Here is a 16,305-nt window from a genome sequence, read left to right on the forward strand (position 1 = left end):
TCACTGGGTCACGACGGAAAGGTCTTTGGCGATGACCTGGAAGGTGCAGCTTCCGCCGGTGCTGGTGCTGTCGTGGAAGCGGAACCGGATGGTGATCGTCTCGCCGGAGTTGCCGCTCGAGCTCACCAGCGAGTTGGTGAAATCGAGCTTCACCTCCAGCGGGCTGGTGCTGTCGTTGGCCTTGTCCAAGAACTGCGGGAACGAGAAGTTGGCCGAAGCGGGCGACGTGGCCGCCGGCGACCAGGTCTTGGTGGCCGGAGAGATGATCGACGGGTAGAAGAAAGCGTTGAGGGCCGGATTGAACCCCAGGGTGTTCGTCCAGGTCACGTCGATCCCGTCGATGAACAGATCCTTGGCGGCGTTGTTGATGATCTGCCAAGTGAGATCGCTCTTCTTGTCGCCGCCCGCCGTTCCCGTCGTCGGGCTGAGGTTGGGGTTCGCCGGCGAGATCTGGCAGGCCAGAACCGAGTCGACGATCAGCGTCTGGGTCCGGAAGTTGACGCAGCCGTTGCTGTTCTCCACCTCGATGTAGAGGGTGTAGGTCCCCGGAGGAGCCGTCGAGGCGTTCCAGCTCGGGAAGACGAAGGGATACGAAGTGGCCGTCTGGTCGTAGACGTCGGAGCCGCCGGTGATGCTGGGGATCCGGATCCGGGCGCGCACGTAGGTGTCGCCTCCGCCGCTCACCGAGAGGTTTAACGGCACCGATCCCGCCACGTGGGTCGCGTTGGGGGGAGAGAGCGACGGCGTTCCGTTGAACGTGCAGGTCGTCTCTTGGGGTGACGAGAAATATGAGAAGTTGGGGCAGGCGTCCGACGCCCGCACCATATAGTAATAGGTGTTGTTCTGGATGCGCAGGTAGTCCTTGTCGGACGTCGTGAGGTTGTGGACCAGCGTCACGGTCGGGGACTGGACAGGGCTGCCGGGCACGGGCGAGAAGGCGCCCGAGCTCGGCGGCATCCCGACGGTGCCGGCGGCGTAGACCACCTCGTAGCTGGTCACGGAGACGGTCCTGCTCTGGACGTCCACCATGACGGGGGCCCAGGTGATGGTCACCGTATTCTGGCTCGTCCGCCCGACGTTGATCCCGCTCGGGGACATCGGCGGGATGGTGGTGTCGGAGGAGCCGGCGATCGCCGGCGAGTAGGCGCCGATGTTGCCGCACAGATCGGCCGCCGCCACTTTGTAGTAGTAGGTCTGGCACTGCGAGATTCCAGTGTTGTCGGTGAACTGCAGGTTGCCCGGCGAGAGCGCCCCCTCGTTGGCGAGAGGAGTCCCGCCGGGAGTGAAGCCGCTGACGCTGCCTCTCCAGACCCGGTATCCCGCCAGGTCGCGGATCATGGGCGCGTCGGCGTCGGTGCAGCCGGTCGGCCCGGTGGCGTTCGTGGCCACCGCATCCCAATGGACCTCGATGTCCCCGTCGTGCGCCGGATGCGTGGCGCTCCCCTTCTGCGTCGCCCACCCCGAGGCGGGAGCCGCGGGCGTCGTGGTGTCGGTGATCGTTCCGCTGGAGGCTGACCCGGAGAACAGACCCACGTTGCCCGAGGAGTCCTTGGCCTGGACCTTGAAATACCAGGTGCTTCCCTGAGTGAAGTGCGCTGCGTCGCGCACGTAGGAATGCGTCACGAAGCTGACCACGCCGTTGTCGTAATGCGGGTACGGAGTGTTCGCGACGTACGGGGTGGCGGCGCTGGTCGCCCCGTAACCCACGTTGTAGCTGGTCACCAGCTCCGAGGCGGGGCGGCCCGTGTAGTTCACCAGCACGCCCTGGCAATGACCGCCGCACAGCGTGGGCGCCGGAGAGACCTGGCCGGGCGGGGTCGTGTCGGAGTCCTGCATGCCGCTGCGCCCCAGGTTCTCAGGCGTCACGTCGGAGGTCAGGTCGAACTTGCGGTAGTGGGCGGTGCTGCTCGTCGAGGCTTCCGCCGGATCGAGGTATTTCAGATCGGGATCGGGCGTCATCCCCACCAGGTCGACGACGATGCGGCGGATGCGGGAGCGGACCGCGATGTTTGGATCGCCGCCGCCGATGTCGTCGGAGGCGTCGGACGGCGTGTTGGGGCTGACCAGGTTGCCTTGGTCGTCGTAGTATTTGAAGGTCATCGACCTGATGTTGTCGGCGACCGGCTGCTTCACGAAGAACGAGGCCGCCGTCGGGTTGGCGCCGGAGCTGTAAGTCGTCATGTCGTTGTTCAGCGATACGCGGTACAGCGTGTAGGGCGGGTCGTCCTCGACCAGCGCGACGTTTCCCAGCCTCACGGGCTCGGCCGTCCCGTCCCGCGGCCCGACGCTGATGTTCGCGGATTGGTAAACGATCGTGGTGCGGGTCGGATTGTCGATGTCGGCGTTGAACGTCATGGTCGATCCGCCGGTCCAGCCGGATTTCGCCAGGACGTACGCCACGATCTCGTCGTTCCCCGTGCTGACGACGTTGTAGGCGCCCTTGATGCTCGCTTCGGGAGCCGTGCTGAGGGTCGCGTCCTCGAAGTCGAGATCGGCGCGCAGGACCACGGCCGTGTCGTACGCCGCTTCGATTTGCTCGTCATTGCGGCTCTTGCTGCCGTCGGGGTTGTAGTTGTAGCCCGCGTTCCGGAGGTCCGAGAGGACTCGATCGAAGGCCGCCCGGGTGTTCTGCTGCTGATCGGTGAAGTTCTGTCCCGCCTTGTAGGAGTTCTGGGCGGCGGTGTAGAGAATGAACGCCACGGCCGCCGCGATGGCGAAGATTGCCGAAGCGACGAGCATCTCGACGAGCGTGAAGCCGCCCTCTCCGGTTCGTTTCCTGCGATCGCTGCGAAGCATCCCGAGCCTCCTTCTGGTCCGGACCCGATGCCGGACCGCGCCTTTCTAGTATCGAATCGCCTGGAGCGAAACGCTCTTCGACCTGCCCAGCTCGTTCCAGGAGACGGTCACCCGCACCTGCAGCGCCTGGGAGTTGCCCATGTTCAAGGGCGAGGCGCCCCCCAGCGGGGTCACGTCGATGAACGCTTTGGCCTGCGGGCCGAGCTTGCTGCCGATCTCCGCCTGCCACTGGGTGGCGTTGTTGCCGGACGTGAAGGTATTGACCGACACCGAGGTGGAGCTGTCGGTCCCTCCGAAATAGGCGTAGGTGTCGGAATACGACTTCTGCTCGATCCGTTCCATGATCTCGTGACTGATGGCGGCGGCCGTCGTGGTGCTTTTGCCGGTCTTGACCTGCTTGCCACCCATGATGAACAGGGAGGCGATCGAGATCAGGACCGTGGCCAGCAACCCGAGCGCGAGGGTGACCTCGATCAGGCTGAATCCTCCCTCCCGCCGAGGCTCGGCGCCGCGTCCCAAGACCTCGCGTGGATCCGGCATGCGCATCGTCGTAGCTCCCCTCACGGCGTCACCTCGCTCTTCGCCGTGGTGATCCGCCCCACGGTGTTGAGATCGATCGTCCACTGGTGGGCCACCTGAGCGCTGACCATGTTCTTCAGGGCGATCGTGGCCGCCCCCGTCGTCACCGTCCCGTTCGTCGTGAAGGTGATGGTCGCGGGGTTGGCGGTCACAAATTGGACGGGAGAAGGCAGAACGATCGTCCGGAGCCTTCCCTTGGAATCGGTCCACGAGTAGCTGCCCGCGGCGGTGTCGATCGTCAGGCTGGTGGCCACACGCGTCGACACGGCCACCTGCCGGGCGGCGCGCAGCGCGTCGGTCAGCTCCAGGGTCGCCGACCGGACCTTGTAAGCCCGGTACGATTCGGCGAACGCCGGACCGACGAAGGTGATCATCAAAGCTGCCAGGGCGAGAACGGTCAGCATCTCCGTGATCGAGAAACCGCGCTCCCCTCTTGCGTCGCGCCTTACGGGATCGATTCTCTTTCGGCACATCGGCTGCTCCTTGCGTGGCGCGCTCGCGCCGGTTCCGATTCCTCGCCTTCCGAAGCCAGCAAGGGGGATGCCATGGAGCGTCGGGGGCTTGACGCGGCTAGATCTGCTCAGGCGGAAGGGGATCGAGGTGGGCCGTCCGGGATCTTCACGGCACGGGGTGAGGCACCGGCCCCTGAGGGCGTTACAAAACGTAACGGTTCAAGTGTTCCGCTTCCCATCGCCGGTCCGGGCGATGCGGATTTCCCAGACGCGACGTTAGGCGTTCTCCGCAGCCCGCGGGAGGGGAAGGCGAATCTGAAAGCGGGTGCCCCGCCCGACCTGGCTGGCCACGTCGACCGATCCGTCGTGGCTGACGATGGTCCTCTGGACCAGGGGAAGCCCCAGCCCGCTCCCCCCGGGGCGGGTCGTGAAGAAGGGGGTGAAGATGTGGGGGAGCACTTCGGGCGGTATTCCCGGGCCGTTGTCCGACAGCTCGATGCTAAGGTGATTCTCCTCCACCCTGCCGCGGATCGACACGCGGACTCCCTGGCCGTTCGCCGCCTGGGCGGCATTGCGGATCAGATTGTGAAAAGCCTGCTTGAGGAGGGGCTCGTCCCCCGGCACGGCCGGGAAATCTCCCTCGACGAGGACCCGAATCGGGCGCGTCCCCTGGACCTGCGACATCTCCCGCGCGAGATCTTCCAAGAGCCCTCTCAGATCCACCTCCGAGAGATTCAGCGGCGCCGGCCGCGCGAACTGGAGGAAATCCTCGACCACCTTCGAGATTCCCTGGACCTCTTTCAGGATCGAGGCGGCCAGCTCCCGCTCCTCCCCTTCCGAGCGCCGGCTGATGAGCCGGGCGTACCCCTGGATCGTGGCGAGCGAGTTGCGGAACTCATGCGCGATCCCGGCGGAGAGTTCGCCGAGCTGGGCGAGGTTTTCCTTGAGGGCGACCCGATCCCTCAGGCTGCGGATTTCGGTGAGATCGGAGAGCAGGCAGACGAGACCGCGGACCTCCCCGCCGCTCCCGTGAACCGGGGACAGTCCGACGCCGAGATGGATTTCTTTTCCGTCGGGCCGGGCATGCGGAACCATCTCCCGGCTGCGTGGCTGCCCGCGCCGAATCCCTTCGAGGAGGAGCTTCCCCAGCCCCTCCTCCGCGCCGAAGAGATCCGACGCCAGGCGCCCCGCCACGTCGGCCCGGCTCATCCCCAGAATCTGCAGCGCCGCCGGATTCACCAGGCGGATCCGTCCCTCGCGGTCGAGCGTCATCATGCCGCTGTTGAGACTCTCGGCGACGCTCTCCGCCGGAAAGTCGTCTTCGCGGGCCGCGCCGCGCGTTTCCTTCAGCCGGTGCAGCTCGAGCTCCTGTCCTTTGAGCTTCTCCAGCACCGCCTGAAAGGAGGCCACCAGAAAATCAGGCTCCGTCCCGGGGTCGCCGACGGATTGACGGTCGAGCGCTTCCGCCAGCCGTGCCTGGTCGGCGGTGGCCATCAGTTTTCGGTAAGGCGCGAGAATCCAACGGGCGAAGAAAAAGATCAGGACCGCCAGCAGGCTCAATCCGGCGGCCTGGATGGCGGAGAGAATCCGCACGCTGCGCTCCACCCTGGCGAGGTTCTCGGCCCGATCCTCCACCTTGATGATCCCGCTAAGCCGCCCGGCCGCGTCCAGCAGCGGGCGATAGCCGGTCATCGTCGCGTAGGCGATGCCGGCATCGGAACGGAGCGAGGAGAGCACCGTATTGCCGGTCTCCAGGTTCCTCCGTCCCGCCGGCCCGAGCGAGTCCCAGCCGGGATCGCGCATCCGAACCCTCCCGACCAGGGAGGAGACCAGGACCCTTCCGCCCGGGTCCAGCAGCTCCAGCGAGACGAGCCCGTGGGCCGTCGCGATCCGGGCGAACCGGCTCTGGCTGAACGGCGACCCGACGATCGCTTCGCGCTCCCGGGGGAGGCCCGATTCCCCGACCTTGAGGTCCGATTCCACCGTCTCCGCGGCCAGGCCGATCCTCTGGCGTACCTCTTCGAAGATCGCGTTGCGGCTCACGACCAGCAGGTGAAAGCTCACGTAGATGGCGATCGCCAGGAACAGGACCAGCAGCCCCAGGAAGGTCTTGATCTTTCCTTCGTAGGAATTCAGCCGGACCATCCCCTAGCCCCCGTATCCCGCGAGCGCGGCATACCATCGCAACAGCGCCGGACCGGCGGTGAGCGAGAGAAACGCGCCGACCGCCAGGAACGTCCCGAACGGCAGCGCCTGCTTCATCCCGTAGCGCGATAGGGCCACCCCCGAAAGTCCCCAGACCGAGCCCAGCACCGAGCCGATGAGGATCGTCAGCAGCAACAGCTTCCACCCCAGGAAGCCGCCGACCATCGCCAGCATCTTCACGTCGCCCATCCCCATCCCCTCGACGCGCTCTCCGGCGGGCTTGCGGAACTGCGCGAGGAGATAAGCCTCGCCGACCAGATACGGGATGGAGGCCCCCAGCAAGATTCCCAGCGCCCAGCTTCCCCAGGCCGGAGGTTCAAGGATTCCCCACGCGATTCCCTCGGTCCCTCCCAGGAGGGGGACGGCGGCGGAAAGAATGATTCCCGGGTAGGTGATCCGATCGGGAAGGATCTGGTGCTCGGCGTCGATGAAGGCCAGCGCGATCAAGGCCCAGGTGAAGGGAAGGTAGACCGCCAGGGGGACGGAGAGGCCGAACAGCAGGAACAGCCCGCCGGAGCAGAGCCCCGAGAGCAGCTCCACGAAGGGATAGCGCTGCGAGATCGGCGTCCGGCACGACCGGCATCGCCCTCGCAGCAGAAGAAACGAAAGCATGGGGACGTTGTCCGCCGCCCGGATGCGCGCGCCGCAGGCAGGGCATGCCGAAGGGGGGAAGACGATCGACGCGCGCCGGGGGACCCGGTGGATGACGACGTTGAGGAAGCTCCCGATGATCGAGCCCAGGAGGAAGAACGCCAGCGCCAGCCAAAGCTCCATCAGCGCGCCTGGAGAAGGAGGCGCGACTCCGAAGCGACGCTTCCCGTGCGGGGATCGTAGCGATAGTCCCGACCGTCGGGATCGAGCGGTAGCTCGCTGAGGAGCCCGGCGCGCACCAGGTCGGCCAGCCTCAACGGAAGCCCCCCCCGCCGCTGCCGGTAGCTGGCGACGCCGCTCTGCAGCGATTCCAGATCCAGGTCGATGCGCAGATCGTGCACGTGCAGCCAGCTCACCTGGCGGACGTAGTCCGAATCGGCCGTCTGGTAGATCTCGGACCAGTAGCGCAGCGAGGTCGCCCGGTCGCCGAGACGGTTGAACATCTCGGCATAGAACCGCTTGGCCACCGCGGGGGCGCCCGGTATCCGGACCACCTTTTGGAAGTAATCGCGGGCCCGCTGGGGGTCGTGCAGCGTGTTGTAGCAGAGAAACCCCGCCGAGAAGGCCAGGATCCACTCCTGCGGGTTCCTGGCGATCCCGTCGTCCAGAAGGCGCAGCGCCAGATCGTGCCTCCCGGCCTCCACCGACATGATCATCGATCCCACCAGGTAGGGATCGACGTAGTGAGGATCGAGCTCCTCGATGACGTGGCGGTAGATCTGCTCCAGGTAATCGTAGCGATCGGACGCCTGGTAGTTGGAGTAGTACTGGATCGACCAGAGGTAGATCATATCGGCCATGAGATTGCTGTAGCCGAAGGTCACCGCCTTGAGGTACTTGCCGCTCGGAAGGTACAGGAGATGCTGCCCGGGCGCCTGCTCCGAGCGCAGCGCCTCGACCTTCCGGGCCGAGACGCCCGTGAGGGCCGCGGCGAGCAGAAGGAGGAGGGTCAAGGCGAAGCGCGGCATCTTAGCTGAAGTCCCTTCTCTGGAAGATCCAGCAGGCGGCGATCAGCACCGCGGCTCCGTACCCGGCGAGGTAGATCGTCGCCCACAACGGCAGTTCCGGCGGCACCGGCATCCGGTGCACGACCTCTCCCTTGATGTTGAAGATCTCCAGGTTCGGAAGAACCAGGTACAGCCCCCGGCAGATCCATTTCCCGGCCGCGCCCGCGAGCCGATCGCGCAGCAGGTTGAGGCTCCAGGAAAGATGCCCGACGAGGTAGAGCGAGAACGCGAACAGAGTGCTGAGCATCGGCGTCGAGAACGACGAGAAGAAAATCGCGAGCGCCGTCACGAGGAGCAGCTCCAGGAAGATCATGTAGACCGCCAGCAGCAGCCGGGCGTCGCCGAATCCCTTGAGAAGGAGGATCAGGTAGAACCAGAAGGTCATCACTGCGGTGTTGACCAAGAGGGTCAGGGCCAGGCCGAAGTACTTCCCCAGGACGAACTGGTAGCGGTGGATCGGCTTGGAGACGATCGTGTAGATGGTCCGCCGATCGATTTCCTTGCTCACCAGCGACACGCCGATGATGATGGAAGTGAGGACTCCGAAGAGCGAGATCGACGCGAGGCCGAGGTCCTTGATGATTTTCTCCTCGCTGCCCACGGTCAGCAGGCTGAGAATCTGGGCGAACGCGATGAAGACCAGGGCGAAGACGAGGAGGAGGTAGAGGACGCGATCCCGAATCGCCTCGCGGAACGTGTTGGATGCGATCGCCCAAATCCGGGTCACCCCTTGATCTCCCTCAGGAAAAGGTCCTCGAGGCGCTCGCGGTGAGGGACGATTCCCTGCAGGCTCCCCCCTTCACGGAGGATCGCCGCCGCCAGGGCCTTCATCGCCTCCTCGTCCCGGGCGCGGACCAGCGTCTTGTCCCCGTCGCGGGAGATCACCGCGTCAATCCCGGGGAGGGTTCCCGGGGAGACTCCCGAGAAGGTGACTTCCCAGAAATCCACCCGATCGGCGAGCAGCTCGGAGACCTTGCCGACCGCCTTCAGATCCCCTTTGCTGAGAATCCCGACACGATCACAGATGAGCTCGGTATCGGAGAGGATGTGGGTGGAGAAGAAGATCGTCTTGCCCGCCTCCTTCAAGGAGAGGATCAGGTCGCGGACCTCCCGCCTTCCGACCGGATCCAGCCCCGACATCGGCTCGTCCAAGATGACCAGATCGGGATCGTTGATCAAGGCCTGCGCCAGGCCAATCCGCTGGAGCATGCCTTTCGAGAATTTTCTGAGCTGGCGATCGGCGCGGTTGGCGAGGCCGACGCGCGCCAGAAGCTCGCGGATCCGCGCCTCGCGCGCCGGGCGCGCCAGGCCGAACAGCCGGCCGTAGAAGTCGAGGAATTCCCGGGCGGTCAGGTAGTCGTAGAAATAGGGGTTCTCGGGAAGGAAGCCGATCCGGCTCTTCGATTGGACCTCGTCATGCTTGCGGCCGAAGATCCGGATCGAGCCGCCGTCCGGGCGAATCAAGTCCATGACGAGCTTGATGGTGGTGGTCTTTCCAGCCCCGTTCGGGCCGATGAAGCCGAAAATCTCTCCCGCTTCCACCGAAAAGCTGAGATCCCGCAGGATCCAGTACTTCTGGAAGGAGACGTTGGTCCGGTAACTCCTCGAAATATTGGAGATCTCCAGCACCGGCGTCATGGCTCAGTCTCCCCTTTTCGGGTCATCCGGGGGTGCAATATAAAGAAGATAGGGGCTCTGTCAACCGGAATGGACCACAAGCTCTTGATATAGAGCCTCTTGGCTGCGCACCATGGCGTCGATGTCGAACTCCCCGACCGCCGCGCGCGCTTCTGTCCCCATCCGGAGCCGGAGATCGGAACAGGCGAGCAGCTCCGCGACCCGCCGGGCGAGGGTGTCGACGTCGTGGGGCTCCGCCAGGTAACCGGTCTCGCCGTCTCGGACCACTTCCGGAATCCCGTCGACCCGGGTGGCCACCACCGGAACGCCGGCCGCCATCGCCTCGGGAATCACCCGCGGCAACCCTTCCCAGAGCGAGGTCAGCACCAGGACCGACAGATTCCTCATGATCGAGGGGATGTCCCGCCGCCATCCCAGGAGGTGGAACCGTCCTTCCAGCTGCTCCCGGCGGACCGCCTCCTCCACCCCCGGCCTCAGCTCTCCGTCCCCGATCAAGAGGAAATGAGCCGCGGGGATCCGCGCCGCCACCCGGCTCGCCACTTCCACGTAATCGAGAGGCGCCTTCTGCGGCTTGAGACACGCCACCATTCCGGCGATGGGCGCGGCGGCGGCGATTCCGAGGCGCGCCCGCAGATCCCCGGGCGAGATGCCGTTCCGGAAAGAGGCCAGATCCACGCCGCTGCGCAGCAGGGCCACCCGGTTCCGCGGAAAGAAGCCCCGCCGGACCCCATCCGCGAGGTTGGCGCGCGAAACCGCCAGAAACCGGGTCGTCACCGGCGCCGTCGCGGCCTCGAGCCTGCCGAAGACCCATCGCTTGAGGCGGCTTTGCCCGGGGGTGACACCGAAGCCGTGCACCGAGTGGACGATGGCCGGGACGCCCGCCAGGTGAGCCGCCCAGCGGCCGAGGATTCCCGCTTTCGACGAGTGGGTGTGCACGATGTCGGGCCGCGCGGCGCGAAAGATGGCCGTCAGGCGGACCAAGGCGCGGAAGTCGCTCCACGGCTCCGCCTCGCGAATCAGCTCCGGAACGAAAAAGGTGCGAAGATCGGAAATCGACTTCGCCTCATCGTCGAGGAGCCCGCCGCGGCCCGCCGCCAGCGCCGGCTCGAAGCGGCGGCGATCCAGGTGCGCCACCGTGTAGAGCGTGTTCTGCTGGGCGCCGCCCAGCTCCAGGAGCGTGATGACGTGGCAGACGCGGATCCGCCGCTGGGGGGCGGCAAGCCGGCTCATCGGCGATCTCCCGCCGCCCGGCGGAGCGGTGCGCTCCGGCGCGCTGCTTCCCTTCCCTGCCGCATCGCCGACTCCATTGAGCCGTACTCCCAGGCTCCGAAACGGCCGGTGGAGAAGATCTCGTGACGCTCGAGGACCGCCAGGATCCCCGGCAGGGAGTCCCGGCGGAAGTGGTCATAGATCACGTAGGCGGGATCGAGCACCAGGACCTCCCGGGCGACGACCCGATCCGTCCGGCGCAGGATGCGGGCGCGCCGCAGCCCGTCCAGGACCTCCTCCTCGATCTTCTGCGGGTCGGCCGCCTCGTCCCGTTTCCGGGCGACCTCCACGTAGAGCGAGGAGCATCCGGACGGCGCGGCCGACCGGGAGTAGTTCGTGGGGGACCCGACGCGGTAGAAGGGATACTCCGGCTCCGGGAAATAGATCCAATGCCCCGGAAGCACGTCGGGACGCGCCACCCCGAGGTTGAGGTTGATCACCTTCACCGCGCGCAGTCTCTCCGCCCCGCGCCGCGGGATTCCCTCCGGAAGAGGATCGAGCATCCGGAGCAGCGCGTCGAGCGGCAGCGTCGAGATCAGCCGCTCGTATCCGACGCTTTCCCCCGAATCGAAGGTGACCCGCCGCGCCGCCGGGTCGACGCTCCGGACGGCGCATCCCAGACGGATCGATCCGCAGCGCGCCGCCAGCGCCTCCGGGATGCAGGAGATTCCTCCCTTCTTCGGATAGAGAAACTGCGCGTTGTAGCCGAGGCCGCGGACCTCCGTCCCCAGGGCCCCGCGGATCACTTCATCCAGCGACGGGCGGGGGATCGACCAGGAGACCCAGCCGCATTCCATCTCGGCGAGATCGACGCGGTAGAGCTTCTCGTTGTAAGGGAACATAAAGTGCCGGGCGATCCCCTCCCCGAACGTCGCCAGCACCCACTGCCTGAAATTCTCGGGCTCGCCCGACCCCGCTTTCATCATCGACTCGATGAACCCCACGACGCATTCCCGCACCACCTCGCGGGGAAGGCCGTAGGTGTTCGCCTGGAACGGGTATCCCGTGAGGACCCCTTTCGAGAAGATCAGCGCGCGCCGCTGTACCGCATTGAAGGCGGCGGGGAGGAGATCCAGGACCAGGTCGCGGACCGGTCCCTCCCGCAAGTGGAGCAAGTGTCCCGTGCAGTCGAAGACGAACCCGTCGACGTCGCGCGAGCGGCACAGTCCCCCCACCTCCGCCTCGCGCTCGATCAGCAGCGTTTCCTTCCGCGGCAGGTGGAACGCGGCCGACAGCCCCGCCAGTCCCGCCCCGAGGATCAGATGGCGCACCGGATTCAACGCTGGGCTCCTACAGGGTCATTTCGATCTTCTTGAGATAGATTCCGAGGCCCAGCGCGACCACCAGCGTCGCCGCCAGGATGCCGGCGGCGGCGCGCGCCGGCGTGAGCATCATCGCGATCCCCACGGCGCCCAGGAGCGCCGCGGCGAAGCAGCTGGTCCAGACCGTCTGGCGCGTGGTGAGACGCCACTTCCTCAGGCGCAGGGCAAAATGATCGGGGCTGCCGCGCATGATCGGAATTCCCCGGCGCCACCGGATGACCATCACGAACAGCATGTCGAAGATCGGCACGCCGAGGATCACGACCGGGGAGAGCGACGCCACCAGGTTCTTGGTAGTGTAGCTGTTGTTCATGGCCAGCGCCCCCAGCATCAGCCCCAGAAAGAGACTTCCCGCGTCGCCCATGTAGATCCGCGCCGGTTCGAAGTTGTAACGCAGGAAGCCCGCCAGGCTGCCGGAGAGCGCGGCGAGAAGCAGGGCGATCATGTGGCGACCGCTTCCGGCCGCCACGCACGTCAGGACGATCGCGGTCACCAGCCCGACGCCGGCGGCCAGGCCGTCCATGATGTCGATCAGGTTGAAGGCGTTGGTGACCGCGAGGAGCCATAGGAACGACAGGGGAAGCGCCAGCGCCGGAGGCAGGAAGGCGAGCTTGATGGTGACCGAAGCCTTCATCAAGGCGAGCACCGCGACGACTTGTCCGGCCAGCTTCACCGACGGGCTGAGAGCGCCGAGATCGTCGATCAGCCCCAGGATGACCACGATGGCGCCCGAGAGCAGGATTCCCAGCACGTCCCTCTCGAACTCCGCGGTAAGCGCCAGCGACAGGAGGAAGGAGAGGTAGATGGCGATGCCGCCCAAGTAAGGGACGGGCGCCCGATGGTTCTTGAGGCGCCCGTCGGGCCGGTCCACGATTCCGAAGCGGATGGCGGCTTGCCGCAGAACGGGGGTGAGGTAGTGCGAGAACAGGGCCGCCGCCGCGAACGCCAGCGCCATCCGAATCAAGCCGCCCTCCTCGCCGCGCTTCCGGACATCAACTCGCGATAGAGGTCCGCCCATCCTCGGACCATGCCGCGAAGCGGAAACCGCTCCCGCGCCCGCTCGCGGCCCGCCCGTGCGTAGCGTTCCCGCCGGGCGGCGTCCTGGAGAAGCCGCGTGACCGCCGCCGCCAGGGCTCCCGCGTCGCCCGGCGGCACCAGATCTCCGGTGACTCCCTCGTCGACGACTTCCGGCAGTCCTCCGGCGCGGCTCGCCACCACCGCTTTCCCCGCGGCCATCGCTTCCAGCGCCGCCAGCCCGAATCCCTCGAGCCGCGAAGGCTGAACGTAAAGATCGAGGGCTGGAAGAAGATCCGGAACATCGCCTCGCTCCCCGAGGAAACGGAACGCTCCCGGCTCCAGGCGCCGGGCCATGGCCTCGAGTCGCGATCGCCCCGGCCCGTCGCCGATCACCAGGCACACCGCCGCGGGAACGCGGTCGCGGACCTGCGCCATCGCCTCGATCAGCACCGACAATCCCTTGACCGGCTCGTCGAGCCTGCCGACACAGCCCACCGCCATCTGGCCGGGGACCAGGCCGAGATTCGCGCGCACCGGATCGCGGCGCGCGTCGTTCAGGAATCTCTCCGTCTCGACGCCGTTGGGCACGGTCACGATCTTCTCCGGCGGGAGGCCGACCTCCTCGATGGCACACCGCCGCACCGCTTCGGAGCAGACGACGAGGCGATCCGCCAGGAAGAAGGTGGCCCGCTCCACGAAGCGCCGGGAAGCCGGAAGCCAGGCATCGGTGCCGTGATGCGAATTCACGATCACCGCGGATCCCGCGCCGGCGGCCGTCAGCCTCACGGCCAGGTTGGCCCAGTAGAGGTGGGAGTGGATGACGTCGAACCGGCCCCGCCGGAGCTTCGACCAGAGTCGCGCCAGGCAAGCGGGGCTGAAGCGGCCCGCACCGCCCGAAGGTTGAGCTCCGGAGCCCTCGGCGCCCGGCTCCGCGCCGCGCCGCGCTCCGTCCTTCAGCGCCGCCAGCGTGACCTCGAACCCCTCGTCGCGCAACCCGGGGAGGCTACGCCGGAGAATTTCCTCCGCCCCGCCCACGCCGAGGCCGACCGTGAGCAGCAGCAGGCGTGGAGGGCGCGTCGCGCTCATGCGCCGCTCCTTCCCACCTGGCGGAACAGATCCAGCAGACGGCGGGCGGAGTCCTCCCAGCGGAAGCTCCGGGCGCGGCGAACGCCCTCTTGAATTCGCTCCGTCCGGCCGGGCTCTTCCGTCAGCGAGAGCGCGATCCCCTCCGCCAGCGATTCGGAACTCGCGGGATCGAAGCGGAGCGCCGCCGGACCGCAAATCTCCTCGAACACCGGAAGATCGGAGACCAGGACCGGCGTGCCGACGGCCATCGCCTCCAGCGCCGGGATTCCGAAGCCTTCGTAGCGCGACGGAAAGACGAGGAGATCGGCGGCGGCGTAAAGCGCCGGGAGATCTTCCCGGGGAACGTAGCCGGAGAGGAGAATGTCACGGCGATAGGGGCTGCGGACGATCCGCGACAGCAGGCGGCTCGAGTCGCGCCCCCCACGTCCCGCGATCAGGAGCTGCACGCGGCCTGGATTCCGGGATCGGAAGAGATCGTAAGCCTCGACGAGACGGAGGAGGTTCTTGCGCGGATGGAACGACCCCAAGGTGATCAGATACCGGCCGTCGAGCGCATAGCGGTCCCTGACGCGCTGCTCGTCCCGCCGTCCCCATTCGGCGAAAAAGCGATCTTCCACGCCCGGCGGGATCACCACTGTCTTCGGCCCGGCTTCGGGGTGGAGCGCCGTCAGATCACGGCGGGTCGATTCCGAAACGGCGACGATCCGATCGGCCCGGCGCGCCGCCAGGGAGACCCAACGGCGCTGCCGCGCACGCTCGAGGAGGGAATAGCTTTCCGGGACGTGGTGCCAGGAGAGATCGTGGACCGTCACGATGCGCAGCGGGACGCCGGCGGTCGGGAAAGCGGTGACCGGCGAATAGAACAGATCGAGCCGGTCCCCGGGGACCGGGGACGGCCGCCGCCAGGCCATCCAGGGCGAGCGAACCCCCACACACTGCCATCTTCCCTCCGGAAGACGGGGCGCCCCCTCGCGCGCGCCGAAGAGGAGGTACTCCTCGCTGCCGCCGAGGAGGATCAGCCTTCCAAGGATCTCCTGGAAGTAGGTCTCCACCCCCGTCCGTTCGGCCACCAGAAACCGCGCGTCCATGCCGATCCTCATGAGGCGCCTTCCCGCGCGCGGCGGCCGGAGAGAGCCGCGGGGCGCCCGAGGAAAGCCATCAGTTCGGCGTACCGTGTCCCCCAGTCATGCCGCTCCGCGAAAGCCCGATACTCGCTGCGCCGGCCCCCCGCCAGGGCGCTGCGCGCCGCATCCACCCATTCGGATCCGTTGCGCGCCAGGAGGGCGGGGGAGGCGATCCGGCGAATCTCCTCGAGATCGGCGGCGACGACCGGGATCCCGGCCGCGAAATACTCGTAGAGCTTGACCGGGTGGATGGCCCGGGTCAGCGCCGTGTCCCGGAACGGGATGATCCCAAGATCCGACTCCCCCAGGATCCTCGGCACTTCCTCCGCGGAGACCGGACCCTGGAACTTCACTGCGGGAAGCTCTTTGGCCCAGCTCCGGCCGAGCCGGTTCGGCCCGGCCAGCACGATCTCCGCCTCGGGCAGGCCGCGGGCGAGGGCGGCGACCGCCGCAGTGTCGAACCAGCTGTCGATGGCCCCCAGGTAGATGATGCGCGCCGCCGGAGCCGGCCACATCCTCTTCGGAAGAATCGGAAACCGCCGGAGATCCACTCCATTGGGAAGCAGGAGGACGCGCGAATTGAAGCGGCTCGCCCTCTCCGCCAGGGAGAGCGCCGTGGCCACCACTCGATCCACCCTTCGCAGAGCCTCCTCCTCGATCTTCGCGTAGGAGCGCGGCGTGTCGGGAAAGGCGGCGGCGTGATCGCTGACCCGGTACAAGCTGAGATCGAACTTCACTTTCTCGAGCAGGGGCAGGAGAGGACTGCCGGTCGCCAGCCAAAGCAGATCGATCCGGCCGAATCCCTCTCCTTCCAGGCGCCGCATCAGGCCGGGAACGGTCAGGGAGAGGGCATGACGGTGCAGCCAGCGACGATCCAGAAGCGGATGGCGGCGGTAGGCGAAGGGGCTCAAGGGAGCGTAGGCAAAGAGGCGCCCGCTCCCGGCGCGGAGGCGCACTCCTCCTTGCCGCCAGCAGGCTCGCCGGCGCCGCACTTCGTCGTTTCCGCCGGCGAGATTCCAGGGGGCGAGCGGACCGTTGAGCCAGGCCACGCTCCAGCCCTCGTCCAGGAAGCGTGCCGCGAACGCCCGGCCGCCGACGCGGATCGGGCTTTCCCAGGAGTGGTGCTCCCACATGATCGCCGCCGGGCTCACGAGGCTCC

14 protein-coding genes are annotated in these 16,305 nt (G+C 67.0%); all 14 read right to left on the minus strand.

Annotated features, from left to right (window positions below; genetic code table 11):
- Positions 1-2,796 (minus strand): prepilin-type N-terminal cleavage/methylation domain-containing protein, encoded by a 2,796-nt coding sequence (locus tag VGR67_04840; GenBank protein ID HEV8335722.1) that lies wholly within the window; start codon positions 2,794-2,796, stop codon positions 1-3.
- A 45-nt stretch (positions 2,797-2,841) separates the two neighbouring features.
- Positions 2,842-3,336 (minus strand): hypothetical protein, encoded by a 495-nt coding sequence (locus tag VGR67_04845; GenBank protein HEV8335723.1) that lies wholly within the window; start codon positions 3,334-3,336, stop codon positions 2,842-2,844.
- Positions 3,337-3,356: 20 nt separating this feature from the next.
- Positions 3,357-3,848, minus strand: a complete 492-nt coding sequence (locus VGR67_04850) for a GspH/FimT family pseudopilin (protein HEV8335724.1) — start codon at positions 3,846-3,848, stop codon at positions 3,357-3,359.
- Between the two features lie 255 nt (positions 3,849-4,103).
- The gene (locus VGR67_04855; GenBank protein HEV8335725.1) at positions 4,104-5,972 is read right to left on the minus strand and encodes an ATP-binding protein; all 1,869 of its coding nucleotides are present in this window, start codon (positions 5,970-5,972) and stop codon (positions 4,104-4,106) included.
- 3 nt (positions 5,973-5,975) lie between these two features.
- A complete protein-coding gene (locus tag VGR67_04860) occupies positions 5,976-6,806 on the minus strand; it encodes a prepilin peptidase (protein ID HEV8335726.1) in 831 nt (276 codons plus the stop codon).
- Complete coding sequence (locus VGR67_04865) at positions 6,806-7,651, minus strand: hypothetical protein (GenBank protein ID HEV8335727.1); 846 nt, start codon at positions 7,649-7,651, stop codon at positions 6,806-6,808. Before VGR67_04865 ends, VGR67_04860 begins: the two co-directional genes overlap by 1 nt.
- A 1-nt stretch (position 7,652) precedes the next feature.
- On the minus strand, positions 7,653-8,417 hold the full coding sequence (locus VGR67_04870; GenBank protein HEV8335728.1) for an ABC transporter permease: 765 nt from the start codon (positions 8,415-8,417) through the stop codon (positions 7,653-7,655).
- On the minus strand, positions 8,414-9,328 hold the full coding sequence (locus VGR67_04875) for an ABC transporter ATP-binding protein (GenBank protein ID HEV8335729.1): 915 nt from the start codon (positions 9,326-9,328) through the stop codon (positions 8,414-8,416). The genes VGR67_04870 and VGR67_04875 overlap by 4 nt, the downstream gene beginning before the upstream one ends.
- Before the next feature lie 60 nt (positions 9,329-9,388).
- Positions 9,389-10,558: a glycosyltransferase family 4 protein gene (locus VGR67_04880; GenBank protein ID HEV8335730.1), complete on the minus strand. Its 1,170-nt coding sequence runs from the start codon at positions 10,556-10,558 to the stop codon at positions 9,389-9,391.
- Entirely contained in the window at positions 10,555-11,868 is a 1,314-nt protein-coding gene (locus VGR67_04885; GenBank protein HEV8335731.1) for an FAD-dependent oxidoreductase, read from the minus strand. Before VGR67_04885 ends, VGR67_04880 begins: the two co-directional genes overlap by 4 nt.
- Before the next feature lie 19 nt (positions 11,869-11,887).
- Positions 11,888-12,874 carry an MraY family glycosyltransferase gene (locus VGR67_04890; protein HEV8335732.1) on the minus strand — a complete coding sequence of 329 codons (987 nt, stop codon included), beginning with the start codon at positions 12,872-12,874 and terminating at the stop codon, positions 11,888-11,890.
- Positions 12,875-12,879: 5 nt separating this feature from the next.
- Positions 12,880-14,022 carry a glycosyltransferase gene (locus VGR67_04895; protein HEV8335733.1) on the minus strand — a complete coding sequence of 381 codons (1,143 nt, stop codon included), beginning with the start codon at positions 14,020-14,022 and terminating at the stop codon, positions 12,880-12,882.
- Complete coding sequence (locus VGR67_04900) at positions 14,019-15,122, minus strand: glycosyltransferase family 1 protein (GenBank protein HEV8335734.1); 1,104 nt, start codon at positions 15,120-15,122, stop codon at positions 14,019-14,021. Before VGR67_04900 ends, VGR67_04895 begins: the two co-directional genes overlap by 4 nt.
- Positions 15,119-16,297: a glycosyltransferase gene (locus VGR67_04905; protein ID HEV8335735.1), complete on the minus strand. Its 1,179-nt coding sequence runs from the start codon at positions 16,295-16,297 to the stop codon at positions 15,119-15,121. The genes VGR67_04900 and VGR67_04905 overlap by 4 nt, the downstream gene beginning before the upstream one ends.
- Positions 16,298-16,305: the final 8 nt, after the last annotated feature.

It is taken from the genome of Candidatus Polarisedimenticolia bacterium (assembly GCA_036004685.1).
Classification (GTDB): Bacteria; Acidobacteriota; Polarisedimenticolia; order Gp22-AA2; family AA152; genus DASYRE01.

Bases quoted from the DNA above. Each gene is read 5' to 3' on its own strand.
- VGR67_04840 (HEV8335722.1), bottom strand. From the start codon at position 2,796: ATGCTTCGCAGCGATCGCAGGAAACGAACCGGAGAGGGCGGCTTCACG.
- VGR67_04845 (HEV8335723.1), bottom strand. From the start codon at position 3,336: ATGCCGGATCCACGCGAGGTCTTGGGACGCGGCGCCGAGCCTCGGCGG.
- VGR67_04850 (HEV8335724.1), bottom strand. From the start codon at position 3,848: ATGTGCCGAAAGAGAATCGATCCCGTAAGGCGCGACGCAAGAGGGGAG.
- VGR67_04855 (HEV8335725.1), bottom strand. From the start codon at position 5,972: ATGGTCCGGCTGAATTCCTACGAAGGAAAGATCAAGACCTTCCTGGGG.
- VGR67_04860 (HEV8335726.1), bottom strand. From the start codon at position 6,806: ATGGAGCTTTGGCTGGCGCTGGCGTTCTTCCTCCTGGGCTCGATCATC.
- VGR67_04865 (HEV8335727.1), bottom strand. From the start codon at position 7,651: ATGCCGCGCTTCGCCTTGACCCTCCTCCTTCTGCTCGCCGCGGCCCTC.
- VGR67_04875 (HEV8335729.1), bottom strand. From the start codon at position 9,328: ATGACGCCGGTGCTGGAGATCTCCAATATTTCGAGGAGTTACCGGACC.
- VGR67_04880 (HEV8335730.1), bottom strand. From the start codon at position 10,558: ATGAGCCGGCTTGCCGCCCCCCAGCGGCGGATCCGCGTCTGCCACGTC.
- VGR67_04890 (HEV8335732.1), bottom strand. From the start codon at position 12,874: ATGGCGCTGGCGTTCGCGGCGGCGGCCCTGTTCTCGCACTACCTCACC.
- VGR67_04895 (HEV8335733.1), bottom strand. From the start codon at position 14,022: ATGAGCGCGACGCGCCCTCCACGCCTGCTGCTGCTCACGGTCGGCCTC.
- VGR67_04900 (HEV8335734.1), bottom strand. From the start codon at position 15,122: ATGAGGATCGGCATGGACGCGCGGTTTCTGGTGGCCGAACGGACGGGG.